The organism is Nonomuraea sp. NPDC048881, assembly GCF_040649795.1.
Lineage (GTDB): Bacteria > Actinomycetota > Actinomycetes > Streptosporangiales > Streptosporangiaceae > Nonomuraea.
On the sequence record NZ_JBEZGC010000004.1, the window covers coordinates 584,234 to 600,898 of the forward strand.

The 16,665-nt window shown below is 71.0% G+C and carries 16 protein-coding genes; 8 read left to right on the forward strand and 8 right to left on the reverse strand.

The features are described from left to right. Positions 1-96 precede the first annotated feature (96 nt). The 7 genes from AB0C33_RS17830 (at position 97) to AB0C33_RS17860 (ending at position 7,095) form a co-directional block, all read left to right on the forward strand. Complete coding sequence (locus tag AB0C33_RS17830) at positions 97-747, forward strand: TetR family transcriptional regulator (protein ID WP_358288798.1); 651 nt, start codon at positions 97-99, stop codon at positions 745-747. Positions 748-814: 67 nt separating this feature from the next. Then, positions 815-1,819, forward strand: coding sequence for a sigma-70 family RNA polymerase sigma factor (locus AB0C33_RS17835; RefSeq protein ID WP_358288801.1), 1,005 nt, complete (start codon positions 815-817; stop codon positions 1,817-1,819). A 43-nt stretch (positions 1,820-1,862) separates the two neighbouring features. Next, positions 1,863-2,978 (forward strand): steroid 3-ketoacyl-CoA thiolase, encoded by a 1,116-nt coding sequence (locus AB0C33_RS17840; RefSeq protein ID WP_358288804.1) that lies wholly within the window; start codon positions 1,863-1,865, stop codon positions 2,976-2,978. Between the two features lie 38 nt (positions 2,979-3,016). Then, the gene (locus AB0C33_RS17845; protein WP_358288807.1) at positions 3,017-4,042 is read left to right on the forward strand and encodes an MBL fold metallo-hydrolase; all 1,026 of its coding nucleotides are present in this window, start codon (positions 3,017-3,019) and stop codon (positions 4,040-4,042) included. Between the two features lie 25 nt (positions 4,043-4,067). Further along, on the forward strand, positions 4,068-4,742 hold the full coding sequence (locus AB0C33_RS17850; RefSeq protein ID WP_352322012.1) for a FadR/GntR family transcriptional regulator: 675 nt from the start codon (positions 4,068-4,070) through the stop codon (positions 4,740-4,742). 32 nt (positions 4,743-4,774) lie between these two features. Continuing rightward, positions 4,775-5,722, forward strand: coding sequence for a DNA polymerase ligase N-terminal domain-containing protein (locus AB0C33_RS17855; RefSeq protein ID WP_358288810.1), 948 nt, complete (start codon positions 4,775-4,777; stop codon positions 5,720-5,722). Positions 5,723-5,823: 101 nt separating this feature from the next. After that, complete coding sequence (locus AB0C33_RS17860; protein ID WP_358288813.1) at positions 5,824-7,095, forward strand: S1 family peptidase; 1,272 nt, start codon at positions 5,824-5,826, stop codon at positions 7,093-7,095. A 35-nt stretch (positions 7,096-7,130) separates the two neighbouring features. Here AB0C33_RS17860 and AB0C33_RS17865 read toward each other — a convergent pair whose 3' ends face one another. Genes AB0C33_RS17865 through AB0C33_RS17900 form a run of 8 tightly spaced genes read right to left on the reverse strand, consistent with a single transcriptional unit; the run spans position 7,131 to position 14,738 of the window. After that, positions 7,131-8,048 carry an aldo/keto reductase gene (locus AB0C33_RS17865; RefSeq protein WP_358288815.1) on the reverse strand — a complete coding sequence of 306 codons (918 nt, stop codon included), beginning with the start codon at positions 8,046-8,048 and terminating at the stop codon, positions 7,131-7,133. Next, positions 8,045-8,350, reverse strand: coding sequence for an L-rhamnose mutarotase (locus AB0C33_RS17870; RefSeq protein ID WP_358288817.1), 306 nt, complete (start codon positions 8,348-8,350; stop codon positions 8,045-8,047). The genes AB0C33_RS17865 and AB0C33_RS17870 overlap by 4 nt, the downstream gene beginning before the upstream one ends. Beyond that, the gene (locus AB0C33_RS17875) at positions 8,350-9,339 is read right to left on the reverse strand and encodes an ABC transporter permease (RefSeq protein ID WP_352352283.1); all 990 of its coding nucleotides are present in this window, start codon (positions 9,337-9,339) and stop codon (positions 8,350-8,352) included. Before AB0C33_RS17875 ends, AB0C33_RS17870 begins: the two co-directional genes overlap by 1 nt. After that, positions 9,336-10,817 (reverse strand): sugar ABC transporter ATP-binding protein, encoded by a 1,482-nt coding sequence (locus AB0C33_RS17880; RefSeq protein ID WP_358288820.1) that lies wholly within the window; start codon positions 10,815-10,817, stop codon positions 9,336-9,338. The genes AB0C33_RS17875 and AB0C33_RS17880 overlap by 4 nt, the downstream gene beginning before the upstream one ends. Continuing rightward, on the reverse strand, positions 10,817-11,857 hold the full coding sequence (locus AB0C33_RS17885) for a sugar ABC transporter substrate-binding protein (RefSeq protein WP_358288823.1): 1,041 nt from the start codon (positions 11,855-11,857) through the stop codon (positions 10,817-10,819). The genes AB0C33_RS17880 and AB0C33_RS17885 overlap by 1 nt, the downstream gene beginning before the upstream one ends. A 6-nt stretch (positions 11,858-11,863) precedes the next feature. Continuing rightward, on the reverse strand, positions 11,864-12,607 hold the full coding sequence (locus tag AB0C33_RS17890) for an SDR family oxidoreductase (RefSeq protein WP_358288826.1): 744 nt from the start codon (positions 12,605-12,607) through the stop codon (positions 11,864-11,866). Next, positions 12,604-13,893 (reverse strand): L-fuconate dehydratase, encoded by a 1,290-nt coding sequence (locus AB0C33_RS17895; protein WP_358288828.1) that lies wholly within the window; start codon positions 13,891-13,893, stop codon positions 12,604-12,606. The genes AB0C33_RS17890 and AB0C33_RS17895 overlap by 4 nt, the downstream gene beginning before the upstream one ends. Continuing rightward, positions 13,893-14,738: a fumarylacetoacetate hydrolase family protein gene (locus AB0C33_RS17900; protein WP_358288831.1), complete on the reverse strand. Its 846-nt coding sequence runs from the start codon at positions 14,736-14,738 to the stop codon at positions 13,893-13,895. Before AB0C33_RS17900 ends, AB0C33_RS17895 begins: the two co-directional genes overlap by 1 nt. A 708-nt stretch (positions 14,739-15,446) precedes the next feature. Between AB0C33_RS17900 and AB0C33_RS17905 the strand changes: the two genes are divergently transcribed. Beyond that, positions 15,447-16,631 carry a cytochrome P450 gene (locus AB0C33_RS17905; protein WP_358288833.1) on the forward strand — a complete coding sequence of 395 codons (1,185 nt, stop codon included), beginning with the start codon at positions 15,447-15,449 and terminating at the stop codon, positions 16,629-16,631. Positions 16,632-16,665: the final 34 nt, after the last annotated feature.

The window sequence follows — 16,665 nt, forward strand, 5'->3', positions numbered from 1 at the left end:
CATAGTCCTGTAACGCCCTAGACATGCGCCGATACGGCCTGTTTGTGACTGGCGAGTAACAAGCCGCGTTGCCGAGAAATCAGATAACGTGTTCTTATGCGTACCTCGCCCGGGTCATTCTCCGCGCCCCCCAGCGACACCGAGGGGGCCGCCGAGGGCCGCGCGGCGGCGGGCGGTCGCAGCGTCCGCACCCGCAGCCAGCACCAACGCCGCAAGCGCATCGTCCAGGCCGCCGCCGCGCTGGCCTCACGCGGCGGCGTCGAGGCGATGCAGATGCGCACGGTCGCCGAGCGCGCCGGCGTGGCGCTGGGCACGCTCTACCGCTACTTCCCGTCCAAGATGGACCTGGTCGTCGCGGTCGTGGGCGAGGAGATCGACCTGCTGGAGAGCAGCATCGAGCGCCGCCCGCCCGGGGCGTCCACGCCGGCCAGCCGGGCCGTCGACGTGCTCATGCGGGCCACGCGGGGGCTGATGCGCGAGCCGGAGCTGGCCGACGCGCTGATCCGCTCGTTGATCATGGCCGAGGTCCAGACACCGTTCGGCGACCGCATGACGGGGCTGCTGCTGCGGGTCTCCGCCGACGGGCTGACCATCGACCAGGCCGGCGAGGAGCAGCTCGACCTCGCGGGCTCGCTGGCCAGCGTGTGGGTGCAGGAGCTGCTGGAGATGTTGCGCGGGCGGCGCACGTACGACCAGATCCAGCGGCGCATCGAGACCGCCGCGACCCGCCTCCTGGCCGACATCTAACTCCTTCCGGACATGTCCGCCATGCCCTAATCGGCTTTTTGTCGGTGGCGGAAGCTATACAGGGGGCATGAGCGACAAGCCGACGAGCGAAGACTTCCTCCGGCTGGCCGATCCGATGCGGCGCGAGCTGTTCGCACACTGCTACCGCATGCTGGGGTCGGTGCACGACGCCGAGGATCTCGTGCAGGAGACCTATCTGCGGGCCTGGCGGGGCTACGACGGGTTCGAGGGGCGGTCGTCGCTGCGCACGTGGCTCTACCGCATCGCCACCACCGCCTGCCTGACCGCGCTCGACAGCCGCACCCGGCGCCCCCTGCCGACCGGTCTCGGCGCCCCGAGCACCGAGGCGGCCGCGCCGCTGGTCCAGGACGGCGAGGTGCCCTGGCTGGAGCCGGTGCCCGACACGCTGGCCGGGGTCGAGGCGGCCGGCGACCCGGCCTCGATCGTGACCTCGCGCGAGAGCATCCGGCTCGCGCTCGTCGCCGCGCTCCAGCACCTGCCGCCCCGGCAGCGCGCCGTGCTGATCCTGCGCGACGTGCTCAGGTGGCGGGCGGCCGAGGTCGCCGAGGCGGTCGGCCTGTCCACGGCGGCCGTCAACAGCATCCTGCAGCGGGCCCGCGCGCAGCTCAGCGAGGTCTCGCCGAGCCTCGACGACCAGGTCGAGCCGCTCTCCGCCGAGCAGCGCCACCTGCTCGACCGCTACGTCGCCGCCTTCGAGAACTACGACGTCGACGAGCTGGTCTCGCTGTTCACCAAAGACGCGATCTGGGAGATGCCCCCCTACGTGGGCTGGTACGAAGGCCCCGACGCGATCGGCGAGCTCGTCTCCACGCAGTGCCCCGCCAGCCGGCCGCACGACCTCAGGCTGCTCCCCGTGGCCGCCAACGGCCAGCCCGCGTTCGCCGTCTACTTCCGCGAGCACGACGTCTACCGCCGCTTCGCCATCATGGTGCTGGCGTTGCGCGAAGAAGGCGTCAACCACGTCGCCATGTTCTTTGACCTGCGGCTTTTCGACACTTTCGGGCTGCGCGCCGAGTTCCCCGCCGGAAGCGAGGCTTCCACCACAAAGTAGAACGCGTTACAGTCGCGGCCAGAGCAACGTTCTGGAGGCGACTGTGGGCACACCTGTGATCGTCGAGGCCGTTCGCACGCCCATCGGCAAACGGGCGGGATGGTTGTCGGAGCTCAAGCCGCAGCAGGTGCTGGCCGCGGCGCTGAACGGCCTGGTCCAGCGCGCCGGCGTCGATCCGGCCACGGTCGGCCAGATGTTCGCCGGATGCGTCACGCAGGCCGGCGAACAGGGCGGCCACGTCGGCCGCCACTCGTGGCTCTACGCCGGGCTCCCCTACCAGACGGGCGTCACCACGCTCGACGCCCAGTGCGGCTCCTCGCAGCAGGCCGTGCACCTGGCGGCGGCGATGATCAGGGCGGGTGTCATCGAGGCCGGCGTCGGATGCGGGGTCGAGATGATGAGCAGGGCGCCGCTCGGCAGCAACGTGCGCCCCGCGCGGCCGCGTCCCGACGACTGGAGCATCGACCTGCCCGACCAGTTCACCGCGGCCGAACGCATCGCCCGGCGGCGCGGGCTGACCAGGGAGCGGCTCGACTGGTTCGGCGCGCGGTCGCAGCGCCTGGCGGCCAAGGCGTGGGCCGACGGGCGGTTCGAGCGGGAGATCGTGCCCGTCGGATCCGTCCGCAGGGATCAGGGGTTACGCGAGACCACGGTCGAGAGCCTGGCCGGGCTCAAGCCGGTCGCCGAGGGCGCCCTGCACACCGCCGGCACGTCGTCGCAGATCTCCGACGGCGCGGCCGCCGTGCTGGTGATGAGCGAGCAGGAGGCCCGCCGGCAGGGGCTGCGGCCCAGGGCGCGCATCCTGGCGCAGGCGCTCGTCGGCGCCGAGCCCTACTATCATCTCGACGGTCCCGTGGAGGCGACCGCGAAGGTGCTGACGGCGGCCGGGATGACCATGGGCGACATCGACAGGTTCGAGGTGAACGAGGCGTTCGCGTCCGTGGTGCTCTCCTGGGCCGCGGTGCACGAGCCCGACCTCGACCGGGTCAACGTCAACGGCGGGGCCATCGCGCTCGGCCACCCCGTCGGGGCCACCGGCGCCCGGCTCATCACCACCGCCCTGCACGAGCTCGAACGCTCCGACACCACCACCGCGCTGGTCACGATGTGCGCGGGCGGCGCTCTGGCCACGGCGACGATCCTCGAACGCCTGACCTGATCCACCATTCACACGCACGTGCTCGATCGGGGGAACCGGTGGGGAAGACCAGGCGCAGGCCGTACTCGGAACAGCGGCCGCAGGAGCTCGGCGGCGGGGTGTGGAGCGTGCCGGTGCCCATCCCGGGCAACCCGCTCGGCTACACGCTGGTCTACGCCGTCGAGTCGCCGCGCGGGCCGGTGCTGGTGGACGCCGGGTGGAACCATCCCGACGCCTGGCAGGCGCTCAGCGGCGGCCTGGCCGCGCTCGGGCTCGACGTCGCGACCGTGAGCGGCGTGGTCGTCACCCACTTCCATCCCGACCACGCCGGGCTGGCCGGGCAGGTCAAGGAGGCGTCCGGGGCCTGGATCGCCATGCACGAGGAGGACGCCGCGCTGGTCCGGCTCATGCACCGGTTCGCCGCGGAGGAGCACGCGAGCTTCCAGTCCGACATGCTCAGGCGGGCCGGCGCCGACCCCGGCGAGGTGCGCGAGGCGATGGGCGCCCGGCCGACGCCGCCCGCGCTGCCCGACCGCGAGCTGCGCGACGGCGACCTGGTGGAGCTGCCCGGCCGCAAGCTGCGCGCCGTGCACACCCCCGGCCATACGCCGGGCCACATCTGCCTGCACCTGGAGGACGCCGACCGGCTGTTCACCGGCGACCACGTCCTTCCCGACATCACACCGCACATCGGGATCTATCCCTACGACCGCGACGACATCGATCCGCTGGGCGACTTCCTGGACTCGCTCGACCGGGTCGGCGAGCTGGGCCCCCTGGACGCCCTGCCGGCACACGAGTGGATATTTCCCGATGTTGCCGCGCGCGCCGCCGAGATCCGCCACCATCACGAGGAGAAGCTGATCCGGTTGCGCACCCTCATGGCCGAGCGGTCGCGACCGCTGACCATCTGGGAGGTCGCCTCGATGATGACCTGGAACCGGCCCTGGGACGACCTGGCCCCCGTGCTGCGCAGCATGGCGGCCGGCGAGGCCGCGGCCCATCTGCGCACCCTGGAGACCCGGGGCATGGTCCGCCGCGTCCCGGACGTCGATCCCGTCCGCTTTCAGGCTCTAGACTCCTAGACATCCGATGTCTAGGGAGAAGAGTGTGGCGGTCACCGACGCGGCCATTGACAAGATCAAGCAGATGATCCTCTCCGGGGAGCTCACCCCGGGCGACCGTCTGCCGAAGGAGGCCGACCTCGCCGAGCGGCTCGGCCTGTCGCGCAACTCGCTGCGCGAGGCCGTGCGCGCGCTCGCCCTGATCAACGTCCTCGACGTGCGCCAGGGCGACGGCACGTACGTCACCAGCCTGGAGCCGCACCTGCTGCTCGACACCATGTCGTTCGTGCTCGACCTGCACCGCGACGACACGGTGATCCAGTTCTTCGAGGTGCGGCGCATCCTCGAACCGGCCGCGACGGCCCTGGCCACCGAGCTGATGCGCGACGAGGACATCGAGGAACTGCGGCGCATCCTCGACTCGCTGCCCGCGCAGCCGACGGTCGAGGAACTGGTCGCCAACGACCTGGAGTTCCATCAGCGCATCGCGCGCGGGTCGGGCAACAGCGTGCTCTGCTCGTTCATCGAGAGCCTGTCAGGTCCGACCACTCGGGCCCGGGTGTGGCGCGGCCTCACCCAGGAGGGCGCGATGGAGAAGACCCGCGAGCAGCACACCGCGATCTACGAGGCCATCGCCGCCCGCCAGCCGGACGTGGCGCGCTCGTGGGCCACCGTGCACGTGGCGGGCGTGGAGGCGTGGCTGCGCAAGGCCCTCGACTGATCGGCGCCCGTTCCCCGGGTAGTAACCGTGTCGTGGCCGACAAACTGGAGCGATACCGCAGCAAACGCGACCCCAGCCGGACCCCCGAGCCCGTGCCCGCCACCCCTCCCGAGGACAGTGGCGGCGCCGCGTTCGTCATCCAGGAGCACCACGCCCGGTCCCTGCACTGGGACCTGCGGCTGGAACGCGACGGCGTGCTGGCCTCCTGGGCGGTCCCCAAGGGCCTGCCCGCCGACCCCGGCACCAACCACCTGGCCGTGCACACCGAGGACCACCCGATGGAGTACCTCACCTTCCACGGCGAGATCCCCAAGGGCGAGTACGGCGGCGGCACCATGACCGTCTGGGACACCGGCACGTACGAGACCGAGAAGTGGTCCGAGCGCGAGGTCAAGTTCGTCCTGCACGGCCGGCGGGCCTCCGGGCGGTTCGTGCTGTTCCGGACGCGGGGCAAGAACTGGATGATCCACCGCATGGACGCCCCCGTCCGCGACCCGTTCCCTGACGTGGCGCCCATGCTGCCCACCGAGCGCGCCCAGCCGCCCAGGGACGCCGCCGCCTACGCCTTCGAGTTCGCCTGGGGCGGACGCCGGCTCCTGGTCCCCGTGGACGGCGGGCGCACGACGGCCGCCCGCGAGCATCCCTGGCTGCGCCCGCTGGCCGAGTCGTTCGGCAGCCGGACGGCGGTGCTGGACGGCGAGGTGGTCACGCTGGCCGGGACCGAGCTCCTGGTCGTCCAGGACCTGCTGTACGACGAGGGCCGCTCCCTGGTGGACGAGCCGTTCGCCGACCGGCGGGCCGCCCTGGAGTCGCTGGGGCTGGCCGGCCCCCGCTGGCAGACCGCGCCCTCGTGGCCCGGCGAGGCCGGCGCGGTCCGGCAGGCGGCGCGCGAGCAGGGCCTGCCCGGCGTGGTGGCCAAACGTCTGGACTCCCGCTACGAGTCCGGCACGTCCGCGTTGTGGTTGTTCATCCCCTCCTGAGGCCGCAAGCCCGCAAAGCACAGCGCGAAGCGGTACTTGGACGCGGTAGGCGTGCCGGATCGTCTGTTGTGCTGGCCCCTCATCCAGACATGGGGGGATCCATGCAGAACATCCGCTTACGCCGTACGGTACTGATCCTGGCGTGCGCCGTCGTGCCCTTCCTGGGCGCCGGAGCCGCCTCGGCGGTCACCGTCTCCGGCCCCGACCTCACCCGGCAGTCCGCCGACGCCGGGGGCAAGCCGCCGGCCAGGGACTCGACCGGCCCGCGCGGCCAGGTTCCCGGCGGCTTCGCGAGCTGGGACGCGCTCTTCGCCGAGCAGACCCGGCTGAACGCCGTCGCCGACCGCGTCACGGCCGTGGCCGAGACCTCCGACGGGTACGGCGGCGTGGTCGTCGCGCCCGAGAACCACGAGGTGCGCCTGTACTGGAAGGGCCAGGTGCCCGCGCCCGTGCGGGCCATGGTCGACGAGGGACGGCTGACCGCCCCGGTCTCCGTACTCCCGTCCGCCTTCTCCTACGCCGACCTCCTCGCCGAGGCCGACAAGTGGAGCGAGTCCGGACAGGTGACGGGCGCCGCCCCGCAGGCCGACGGGAGCGGCGTGCGGCTCTCGGTCCCGGACGACGACACCGCCCCCGACCAGCTCCAGCGGCCGAGCGGCGCCACCGCGCCGATCACGCTGGAGCGCGGCGAGCGCTTCGACCCGGCCTACAGCAGGCAGGACGACGTCCCGAGCTACTACGCGGGCGGCCGGACCTGGAACGCCAGGACCGGCTCCGGCTGCACCTCGGGGTTCGCCGTCTACGACAAGAACGGCAATCCCGGCTTCCTGACCGCCGCGCACTGCGGCGAGTTCTGGGACTCCTTCTACGACGGCGGCGGCTCGGGCAGCCCGGCGAACCGCATGGGCGACCTGCAGTGGCGGCTGCCCAAGCGGGACGCCGCGATCGTCCTGGCCGACGCCACGGCCGACGTCTTCGACGGCGGTCCGGCGGCCGCCACCAGCAACCGGGTGGTCGCGTTGTGGAAGGCGTACGTCGGCAACTTCGTGTGCAACTCGGGGGCGTCGCTGGGCGAGTACTGCCTGATCAAGGTGACCGAGACCGGGTGGAGCGGCACGTACACGAACGGGCAGTACGTCAAGCACATGGTCAGGGCCAAGAGCGTCGTCGGCGGCTGCGCCGTGGCCCACGGCGACAGCGGCGGCCCGGTCTACTCCTACACCAACTGGTTCGACGACGTCGCGGCACAGGGCATCACGTCGGCCATCAGCAAGCCGGTCGCCTGCGGCGGGCTGGACGGCGGCCGGGTGATCGTCTTCTCCCGGGTGTGGGACGTGGCGCTGGCCTTCGGCGCGTACGTACAGGTGCACTGAACGAGGCCGGCGGCCGGGCGGGGGCCCGGCCGCGGTCAGCCCAGCAGGCCCTCGCCGGCCAGTTCCAGCCACAGCTCCTCGGGGACCGGGCGGGCCCACAGGGCGGCGTTGGCCAGGACCTCCTCGGGCGCGCGGGCACCCAGCACGATCGAGGCGACCGCCGGATGGCGCAGCGGGAAGGCCATGGCCGCCTGCGGCAGCGAGACGCCGTGGCGCTCGCAGACGGCGGCGATCCGGGTGGCCCGGTCCAGCAGCGGCGCCGGCGCGGGCACGTAGTCGAAGGTGCCCGACGGGGCCGGCGTGGCCAGCAGGCCGCTGTTGAAGACCCCCGCGGCCAGCACCCGGACGCCGCGTTCGGCGCATTCGTCCAGCAGCGGCAGCCCCGACTGGTCGAGCAGCGTGTAGCGCCCGGCGAGCATGACGACGTCGACGCCGGTCTCCCGGACGAAGCGCAGCGGCGCCTGCCACTGGTTCATCCCGACGCCGATCGCCTTGACCACGCCCTGCTCCCGCAGCTCGGCCAGCGCCGGGTACGCCTCGGCCAGCGCCTGCTCCAGGTGGTCGTCGGGGTCGTGGATGAGCGCGATGTCGATCTCCGGCAGGCCGAGCCGGGCCAGGGAGTCCTCCAGGGAGTCGCGCACGCCGTCAGCCGAGAAGTCCCATTCGCGGCCCAGCCCGACCGGGACGTCGAACATCTCGTCGTCGTCGCGCACCCGCGAGGGCACCACCAGCCGACCCACCTTCGTGGACAGGACGTAACCCGACCGCTGCGCGAGCGCGGCGCCCAGGCGGCGCTCGGACAGCCCCAGCCCGTAGTGGGGCGCGGTGTCGAAGAGCCGCACGCCGCTCTCCCAGGCCGCGTCGACCGTGGCCCGCGCCTGCTCGCCGGAGACCGCCTGGTAGAGGTTGCCGAGCGGGGCGCCGCCGAGGCCGACGCGGGGCAGGTCGATCACGTCAGCTCCCAGACCTGGCGCAGGCCGCCCGCCGACTGGTCGAAGTCGCCGTCGAGCAGGCGGTTCATCTGGCGCTGCCAGGCCTGGTCGGCGGGGTCGTCCTTGAGCGCGGCCTGCAGCGCGGCGTAGTCCTCGACCTCCACGAAGTGGAACAGGTCGAGGCCGTCGCGGAAGATGCGCCACGAGATCACACCGTGGGCGCGCAGCGCGGACTCCAGGGCGGCCGGGATCGTGGCGTGCTCCCGTTCGTAGGTCTCCTCGCACCCGGGCCGGAGCCTGGTGCGCAGGGCGAGGCGTTCCATCAGTCCTGCGCCTTTCCGCCGGCGATCCTGCTGATGATCAGTGCGATGAGAATGATGCCACCGTAGATGACCGGTTGCCAGAAACCGGAGACCCCGATGAGGGTGAGGATGTTCTGGACCAGGCCGATCACCAGCACACCGGTCAGCGCGCCGAGGACGGTGCCCTTGCCGCCGTCCATGCTGACGCCGCCGATGACGGCCGCGGCGAAGACCATGAAGATCCAGCCGTCGCCCATCTCGTTGCCGATCGCGCCGAGGCGTCCGGTCTCCAGGATGCCGGCCGTGGCGGCCAGGATGCCGCCGAGGACGAACACGCCGAACAGCACGCGGTCCACCCGGATGCCGGCGGCGCGGGCGGCGTCGGCGTTGCCGCCGATGGCGTACAGGGAGCGGCCGAGCCTGAGGTAGGTCAGGCCGAAGACGCCGGCGGCGAACAGCAGCGCGGCGATCCAGATGGCGGCGGGCAGGCCGAGCCAGGTGGCGCTGCCGAGGTAGAGCATCGAGTCGGGGAGCTGGAACAGCGTCTTGCCCTGGGTGAGCCCCTGCTGGAGGCCGTCCACGATGATCAGCATGGCCAGCGTGACGATGAACGCCGAGAGCTGGAACCTGATGATCAGGAACCCGTTGAACGCGCCGATGGCCGCGCCCACGAGCAGGGCCAGCGGGATCACCAGCCAGCCGGGCAGCCCGAGGCCGAACCCGCCCGCCGAGGCCGGGACGACCAGCATCACGGCGATGCCGGGCGCGGTGCCGACCGTCGACTCCAGCGACAGGTCGAACTTCCCGGCGATCAGGATCATCGCCTCGGCCAGCACGAGCAGCGAGATCGCCGCCTGCTGCTGCAGGACGTTCGTGAGGTTGCCCGCCGTCAGGAAGGTCGGGTCGAGGAACGCGCCCACGACCAGCAGGAGCAGGATCACCGGCACCAGGGTCAGGTCGCGGAACCTGGCCAGCCTCAGCCGGGGGGCCGGAGCAGTCAAAGTGGTCACTCTTGTATGCCTTCCATCACGGCCACGAGCTCGTGGTCGGTCCAGCCACGCGGCACGTCCTTGACGACCCTGCCGTGGAACATCACCAGCACCCGGTCGCAGATGCGCAGGTCGTCGAGCTCGTCGGAGACCACGACGGCCCCCGCGCCCCGGCCGACCGCGTCCTCGACCGCGCCGAGCAGGGCCTGCTTGGCCTTGACGTCGACGCCCGCGGTCGGGTTGATCACGACCAGCGCCCTCGGGTCGTCCACGAGCGCCCGCGCGAACACGACCTTCTGCGCGTTCCCGCCGGACAGGTCGCCGACGGGCTGGTCGGGCCCCTCGGTCTTGATGTCCAGGCTCTCGATCATCTGGACGGCCCTGGCCCGGCGTCGGGCGGGCGAGACGATGCCGTAGGCGCCCAGCTTGTGGGCGATCGGCAGGGTCGCGTTCTCCCCCACCGACAACATCGGCACGAAGCCCTCGTGGTGCCGGTCCTCGGGCACGAACCCGAGCCCGGCGCGCATGGCGGCGGGCACGTCGCCCGGTCTGACCTGGGTGCCGTCGATCGTGACCACGCCCGTGTCCGGCTTGCGCAGCCCGACCAGGGTCTCGGCCAGGCCGACCTTGCCGCTGCTCGCCGAGCCCGCCAGGCCCACGACCTCGCCGGACCTGACCGAGATGTCCACGTCCTGGTAGCGGCCGGTCAGCGACAGGCCCGCGCCCGACAGCACGACCGCCTCGCCCGGCACGCGGTGCCGGGACTCGTAGGCGGCCGTGGCCTCGCCGGTCATCGCGTCCACCAGCTCGTCCTGGGGGAACCCGGCGACCGGCCGGGTCACGATGTGCCGGGCGTCGCGGAAGACCGTGACGCTCTGGCAGATCTCGTACACCTCGTCCAGGTGGTGGGAGATGTACATCATCGTGACGCCCTGCTCGCGCAGTGAGCGCATGCGGGTGAACAGCCGCTCGATGGCCGGGCCGTCGAGCCGGGCGGTGGGCTCGTCGAGGATGATGAACCGGGCGCCGAACGACAGCGCCCGCGCGATCTCCACGAGCTGCCGCTGCTCGACGCCCAGCTCGCCGGCCAGCGCCTGCGGGTCGACGTCCACCTCGTAGGTGTCCAGCAGCTCGCGCGCCTTGGCCCGCAGCGCCCGCCAGTTGATCATCCGGCCGCGGCCGGTCTGGCGGTTGACGAACAGGTTCTCCGCGACCGTCAGCGCCGGGATGATCGTGGACTTCTGGTACACGCAGGCGACGCGCTGCCGCCAGGCGTCGCGGTCGGCCAGGGCGGGCGCCGCCTCTCCGGAGAACAGCACCTCGCCCTCGTCCGGCCGCTGGAGCCCGGTGAGGATCGACACGAGGGTGGACTTCCCCGCGCCGTTCCGGCCGACGAGGGCGTGGGTCTGGCCCTCGGCGATGGCGATCTCCGCGCCGTTCAGCGCGGTGGTCGGACCGAAACGCTTGACGACATTTCGGGCTTCAACGTGATATTTCATCACTTGACCTGGTTACCCCAGAGGTTCTGGTCGTCCACGTTGTCCTTCGTCACCAGCGGCGCCGGGAGCTGGTCCTCGAAGCCGTTGGGCAGCTGGATGATGTTGCTGCCGTGGTCGGTCGGGCCCGGCTGGAACGTCTTGCCGTCGACCGCCGCCTTGGCGTAGAAGATCGCGTACCGGGCGTAGAGGTCGGCCGGCTGCGACACCGTGGCGTCGATGTTGCCCTTGCGGATCTCCTCGAACTCCTGCGGGATGCCGTCGTTGGAGACCACGAAGACGTGCTTGGGGTCGGTCGGCGGGACCAACAGGTTCTTCTGCTTGAGCACCTGCAGCGTCGGAGCCAGGTGCACGCCGCCGGCGTGCATGTAGATGCCCTTGATGTCCGGGTTCTGCTCCAGGCGGGTCTGCAGCATGGACGCCGCCTTGCTGCCCTCCCACTCGGTCGGCTCGCTGAACACCGTGATGCCGGGGAACTTGCTCTTCATGCACTCGTTGAACGCCTCGGACCGGTCGCGGCCGTTGATCGAGCTGAGCGCGCCCTCAAGCTGCACGACCTTGCCCTTGCCGCCGAGCTTCTCGCCGAGGAACTCGCACGCCTTGGTGCCGTACGCGCGGTTGTCGGCGCGTACGACCATGTAGACCTTGCCCTTGTCGGGCCGGGTGTCCACGGTGACCACGGGGATCTTCTTGTTCTCCAGCTGCTGGAGCGTGTTGGCGATGGCGCCGGTGTCCTGGGGGGCCATGACGATCGCCTTGGCGCCCTGGCCGACCAGCGCCTGCACGTTGTTGACCAGCTTGGAGACGTCGTTCTGGGAGTTCGTGGCAGGCATCAGGTCGGCCTTGAGCTCGGTCGCCATCTGCGGGACGTACTTCATGTAGGAGTTCCAGAAGTCGGAGTCGGCGCGCGGGTGGTCGATGCCCACCTTGCCGCCGCCTCCCCCTTCCGCCGTGGAGCCGCTGGAGCCGTTCGTGCCGCTGGAGCCGCAGGCGGCGACGACCGCCAGCAGGGCCGCGCTCGCGACCACCGGACCGATCTTCATGGGGGGTTACCTTCCTTGGTTGGTTGGCCGGAGCCGTAGCCCCTGCATGCCGCCGTCGACCGCGAGCGCGGTGCCGGTGGTCGCGGCGGACTCGGGACCTGCCAGATAGGCGATCGCGGCGGCGACCTCCTCGGCGCTGACCAGGCGGCCCATGGGCTGCCTGGCGTTCAGCGCCGCTCGTTCGGCCTCGGGATCGTCGGCCGAGTCGAGCAGCCGCCCCACCCACGGGGTGTCGGCGGTGCCCGGGTTGACGCAGTTGACGCGGATGCCTTCACGGACGTGGTCGGCGGCCATGGCCAGGGTCAGCGACAACACCGCGCCCTTGGTCGCGCTGTAGAGCGCCCGGTGCGGCAGCCCCGCGGTGGCCGCGATCGAGCAGGTGTTGACGATGGCCGGGTGCTCCGACCTGCGCAGGTACGGCAGCGCCGCCCGGCTCACCCGGACGATGCCGAACACGTTGACCTCGAAGACCTTCCGCCACTCCTCGTCCGGGTTGTCCTCGACCGTGCCCTGGGCGCCGACGCCCGCGTTGTTGATCACGATGTCGATGCCGCCGAGCCGTTCCGCGGCCTCGGCCACCGCCGCGCGCACGGACGCGTCGTCGGCCACGTCCGCCTTGATCCCCACGAAGGGGTCGCCGGGCGGGGCGAGGTCGAGGCAGGCGACCTGCATGCCGCGCGCCGCGAGCAGGGTGGCGGTGGCCAGGCCGATGCCTGAACCGCCGCCGGTCACGATGGCCTTGAGCGTCATGACGTGGCCCTCCATACCTGACCGTCGGGGAAGCTGTGGGCGGCGATCGACGCCGCGTGCATCTCGGCGCTGAAGCCGGGGGCCATGGGGGCGGTGTAGCGGCCGTGGTCGATGACGACCGGGTGCACGAAGTGCTCGTGCAGGTGGTCGACGTACTCGATCACGCGGCCGTCCATCGTGCCGGTGATCGCCACGTAGTCGAACATCGACAGGTGCTGCACCAGCTCGCACAGCCCGACGCCGCCCGCGTGCGGGCAGACCGGCACGCCGAACTTGGCCGCGAGCAGCAGGATCGCCAGATTCTCGTTGACCCCGCCGACCCTGGCCGCGTCGATCTGCAGGTAGGAGATCGCGCCGGCCTGGAGAAGCTGCTTGAAGACGATGCGGTTCTGGACGTGCTCGCCGGTGGCGACCGGGACCGGCCTGATGCCCTCGGCGATGGCGGCGTGGCCGAGCACGTCGTCGGGGCTGGTCGGCTCCTCCACCCAGTGCGGCCGGTACGGGCTCAGCGCGCTCACCCATTCGATGGCCGAGGCGACGTCCCAGCGCTGGTTGGCGTCGATCGCGATCGGGTAGTCGGGGCCGCAGACCTCGCGGGCCACGCGGAAGCGGCGCAGGTCGTCGTCGAGGTCGGCGCCGACCTTGAGCTTGATCTGGCCGAAGCCCTGGTCGAGGGCCTCCTTGCAGAGGCGTCGCAGCTTGTCGTCGTCGTAGCCGAGCCAGCCGGGAGAGGTGGTGTAGGCGGGGTAGCCGGTCTCGATGAGCCGCTGGATCCGCTCTTCCTTCCCTTCTTCCGCATTTTTCAGGATCTGGAGGGCTTCGTCCTGGGTGAGCGCGTCACTCAGGTAGCGGAAGTCGATCAGTCCGACGATCTCCTCGGGCGACATCTCCGACAGCAGCCGCCACACCGGCTTGCCCGCCCGCCTGGCCTTCAGGTCCCACAGGGCGTTGACCACGGCGGAGATCGCCATGTGCATGACGCCCTTCTCCGGGCCCAGCCAGCGCAGTTGCGAGTCGCCGACCAGCTCCTTGTACAGCGCGCCGAGGTCTTCGACGTCCCGGCCGAGCACATAGGGCTCAAGCGCCCGGATCGCTCCGGTCTGCACGTCGTTGCCGCGTCCGATGGTGAACGCGAACCCGTGCCCCTCGACCCCGTCGTCGGTCTTCAGCACCACGTAGGCGGCGGAGTAGTCGGGGTCGGGGTTCATCGCGTCCGAGCCGTCCAGCTCCCGCGACGTGGGGAAACGCACGTCGTGCGTCTCCAGCGCGACGATTCTGTACGCCATCAGGCCTGCCCCACCGTCTGCCGCTGGCGGCCGAGCCCGTCGATCTCCAGCTCCATCACGTCGCCCGCCCGCAGGTACGGCTGGCCGGGCATGCCCATCGCGACCCCGGCCGGGGTGCCGGTGTTGATCACGTCACCGGGTTCGAGCACCATGAACCGGCTCAGGTACCGCACGATCTCGGCCACGTCGAAGATCATGTCCTTGGTGCCGCCGTCCTGGCGCGGCTCGCCGTTCACCCAGAGGCGCAGCCCCAGGCTCTGCGGGTCGCCGACCTCGTCGGCCGTCACCAGCCAGGGACCCAGCGGGTTGAACGTCTCGCACGACTTGCCCTTGTCCCACTGGCCGCCGCGTTCGAGCTGGAACTCCCGCTCGGAGACGTCGTTGGAGATCGCGTACCCGGCGATCACGTCGAGGGCCTCGTCCCGGCTGTCGAGATAGCGGGCCCGCCGGCCGATCACGACCGCCAGCTCCACCTCCCAGTCGGTCTTCACGCTGCCACGCGGCACCAGCACCTCGTCGTACGGGCCGATCACGGTGTTGGCGGCCTTCATGAACACCACGGGCTCGGCGGGCGGCTCCGCGCCGGACTCGGCGGCGTGGTCGCGGTAGTTCAGCCCGATGCAGACCACCTTGCCCGGCCGGGCGATCGGCGCGCCCACCCGCAGCCCGGCGGCGTTGACGACGGGCAGGTCGCCGTGCTCCAGCGCGTCACGCACGCGCGCCACTCCCCCGGAGGCGAGAAAAGCCCCGTCGATCTCGGGCTCCCCGATGTCGCGCAGGGTGCCGGAGGCGTCCATCACCACCGGCCGCTCCTGTCCGACAGGTCCCACTCGCAGCAGCTTCACACCGCACCCTTCACTTATTCATCGGATGTCTGTGCCTCAGATGCTGCTGCGAGATGGCGGCGCATGTCAAGGGCGTCCAGCGGGATACATCCGATCCGTGACCCGGAACGACACCTCGAACCCCAACCAACCACCTCCCTCAGCCCTCATGGCTCCGAAGATTCCCCTCCATTGCCGATCCGCACCACCTCCAAAAACATCGGAGGTACCTCGCCCTTTCTCCCTCGCCACTTGCCCACTCCTGACGGCTCCGCCCGTTCGGCGTGACGTCCTTGGCGCCGCCCCAGACGATCCTCGCCAATCTGGACATCGGCACGGTCGCCGCCAAGAGCCGTGCTGATGCCGAGCTTGAGGGCCGGGCTTGAGGGCCGGGCTTGAGGGCCGGGCTTGAGGGCCGGGCTTGAGGGCCGGGCTTGAGGGCCGGGCTTGGGAGTGGGCTTGGGAGTGGGGCGAAGTCGGTTAGCGGTGGCGAGCACGGGGGACGGCACCGCTGTGGTGCTGGGCTGGGGCATGGGTGAGGAAGCGTCGGCGGGGAGGGGGTTGGCTGCTGTCGGTTATGGCGGGCGGGTGTCTGCTCCGGGGTTATGGCGGACGTGTCTGGAGGGTGGGGAGGGTGGCGGGGTGGGGCTACTTGACGGGCGTACAGTGGCGTAATAGAACACGTTTCAGTACGAATAAACCAAGCGCTTGATCAAGAGGTGACCGCGCGTGCATATCGACCTCGTAGACAGGGACCGTTACGCGACTTCCGGCCCACCCCACGAACAGCTCGCCTGGCTCCGCGCCAACTCCCCCGTCCACTGGCACGACGGCGAGCCCGGGTTCTGGGCGGTCACCCGCTACGAGGACGTCGTGCACGTGTCCCGCCACTCCGACCTGTTCTCCTCGGCCAAGAAGCTCGCCCTCTTCGACGAGATGCCCGAGGACCAGATCGCCCTCCAGCGGCTGATGATGCTCAACCAGGACCCGCCCGAGCACACCAGGCGGCGTTCCCTGGTCAACCGCGGCTTCACCCCCCGGACGATCGGCGCCCTCGAACAGCACATCCGCGACATCTGCGACGACCTGCTCGACAAGTGCTCCGGCGAGGTGGACTTCGTCACCGAGGTCTCCGCCCCGCTCCCCCTGTACGTGATCTGCGAGCTGCTCGGTGCTCCCGCGACCGACCGCGACAAGCTGTTCTCCTGGTCGAACCGCATGATCGGCGCCCAGGACCCCGACTACGCGGCGACCCCCGAGGAGGGCTCCGGCGCCGCCATGGAGGTGTACGCCTACGCCAACGAGCTCGCGGCGCAGCGCAGAGCCGCCCCCAAGGACGACATCATCACCAAGCTCCTCCAGCCCGACGACAAGGGGGAAACCCTCGGCGAGGACGAGTTCGACCTGTTCGTCCTGCTGCTGATCGTCGCGGGCAACGAGACCACCCGCAACGCGGCCTCCGGCGGCATGCTGGCCCTCTTCGAGCACCCCGACCAGTGGGACCGCCTGGTGGCCGACCCCACGCTGGCCAGGACGGCGGCCGACGAGATCGTCCGGTGGGTCTCGCCGGTCAACCTGTTCCGGCGCACGTCGATGGCGGACCAGGTGCTCGGCGGGCAGCCCATCAAGGACGGCGACAAGGTCGTGGTCTTCTACTCCTCCGCCAACCGGGACGCCTCCGTGTTCCCGGACCCCGAGGTCTTCGACATCGGACGCACCCCCAACACGCACATCGGGTTCGGCGGCGGCGGCGCGCACTTCTGCCTCGGCAACCACCTCGCCAAGCTGGAACTGCGTGTCCTGTTCGAGCAGCTGGCCAGGCGCCGGCCGCGCATCCGCCAGGCCGGCCCGGCCCGCCGCCTGCGCTCGAACTTCATCAACGGCATCAAGGAGCTCCCGGTCACGATCGCCTGACCTTGCCGACGCCCTCCGAGCCACCGGGGACGCT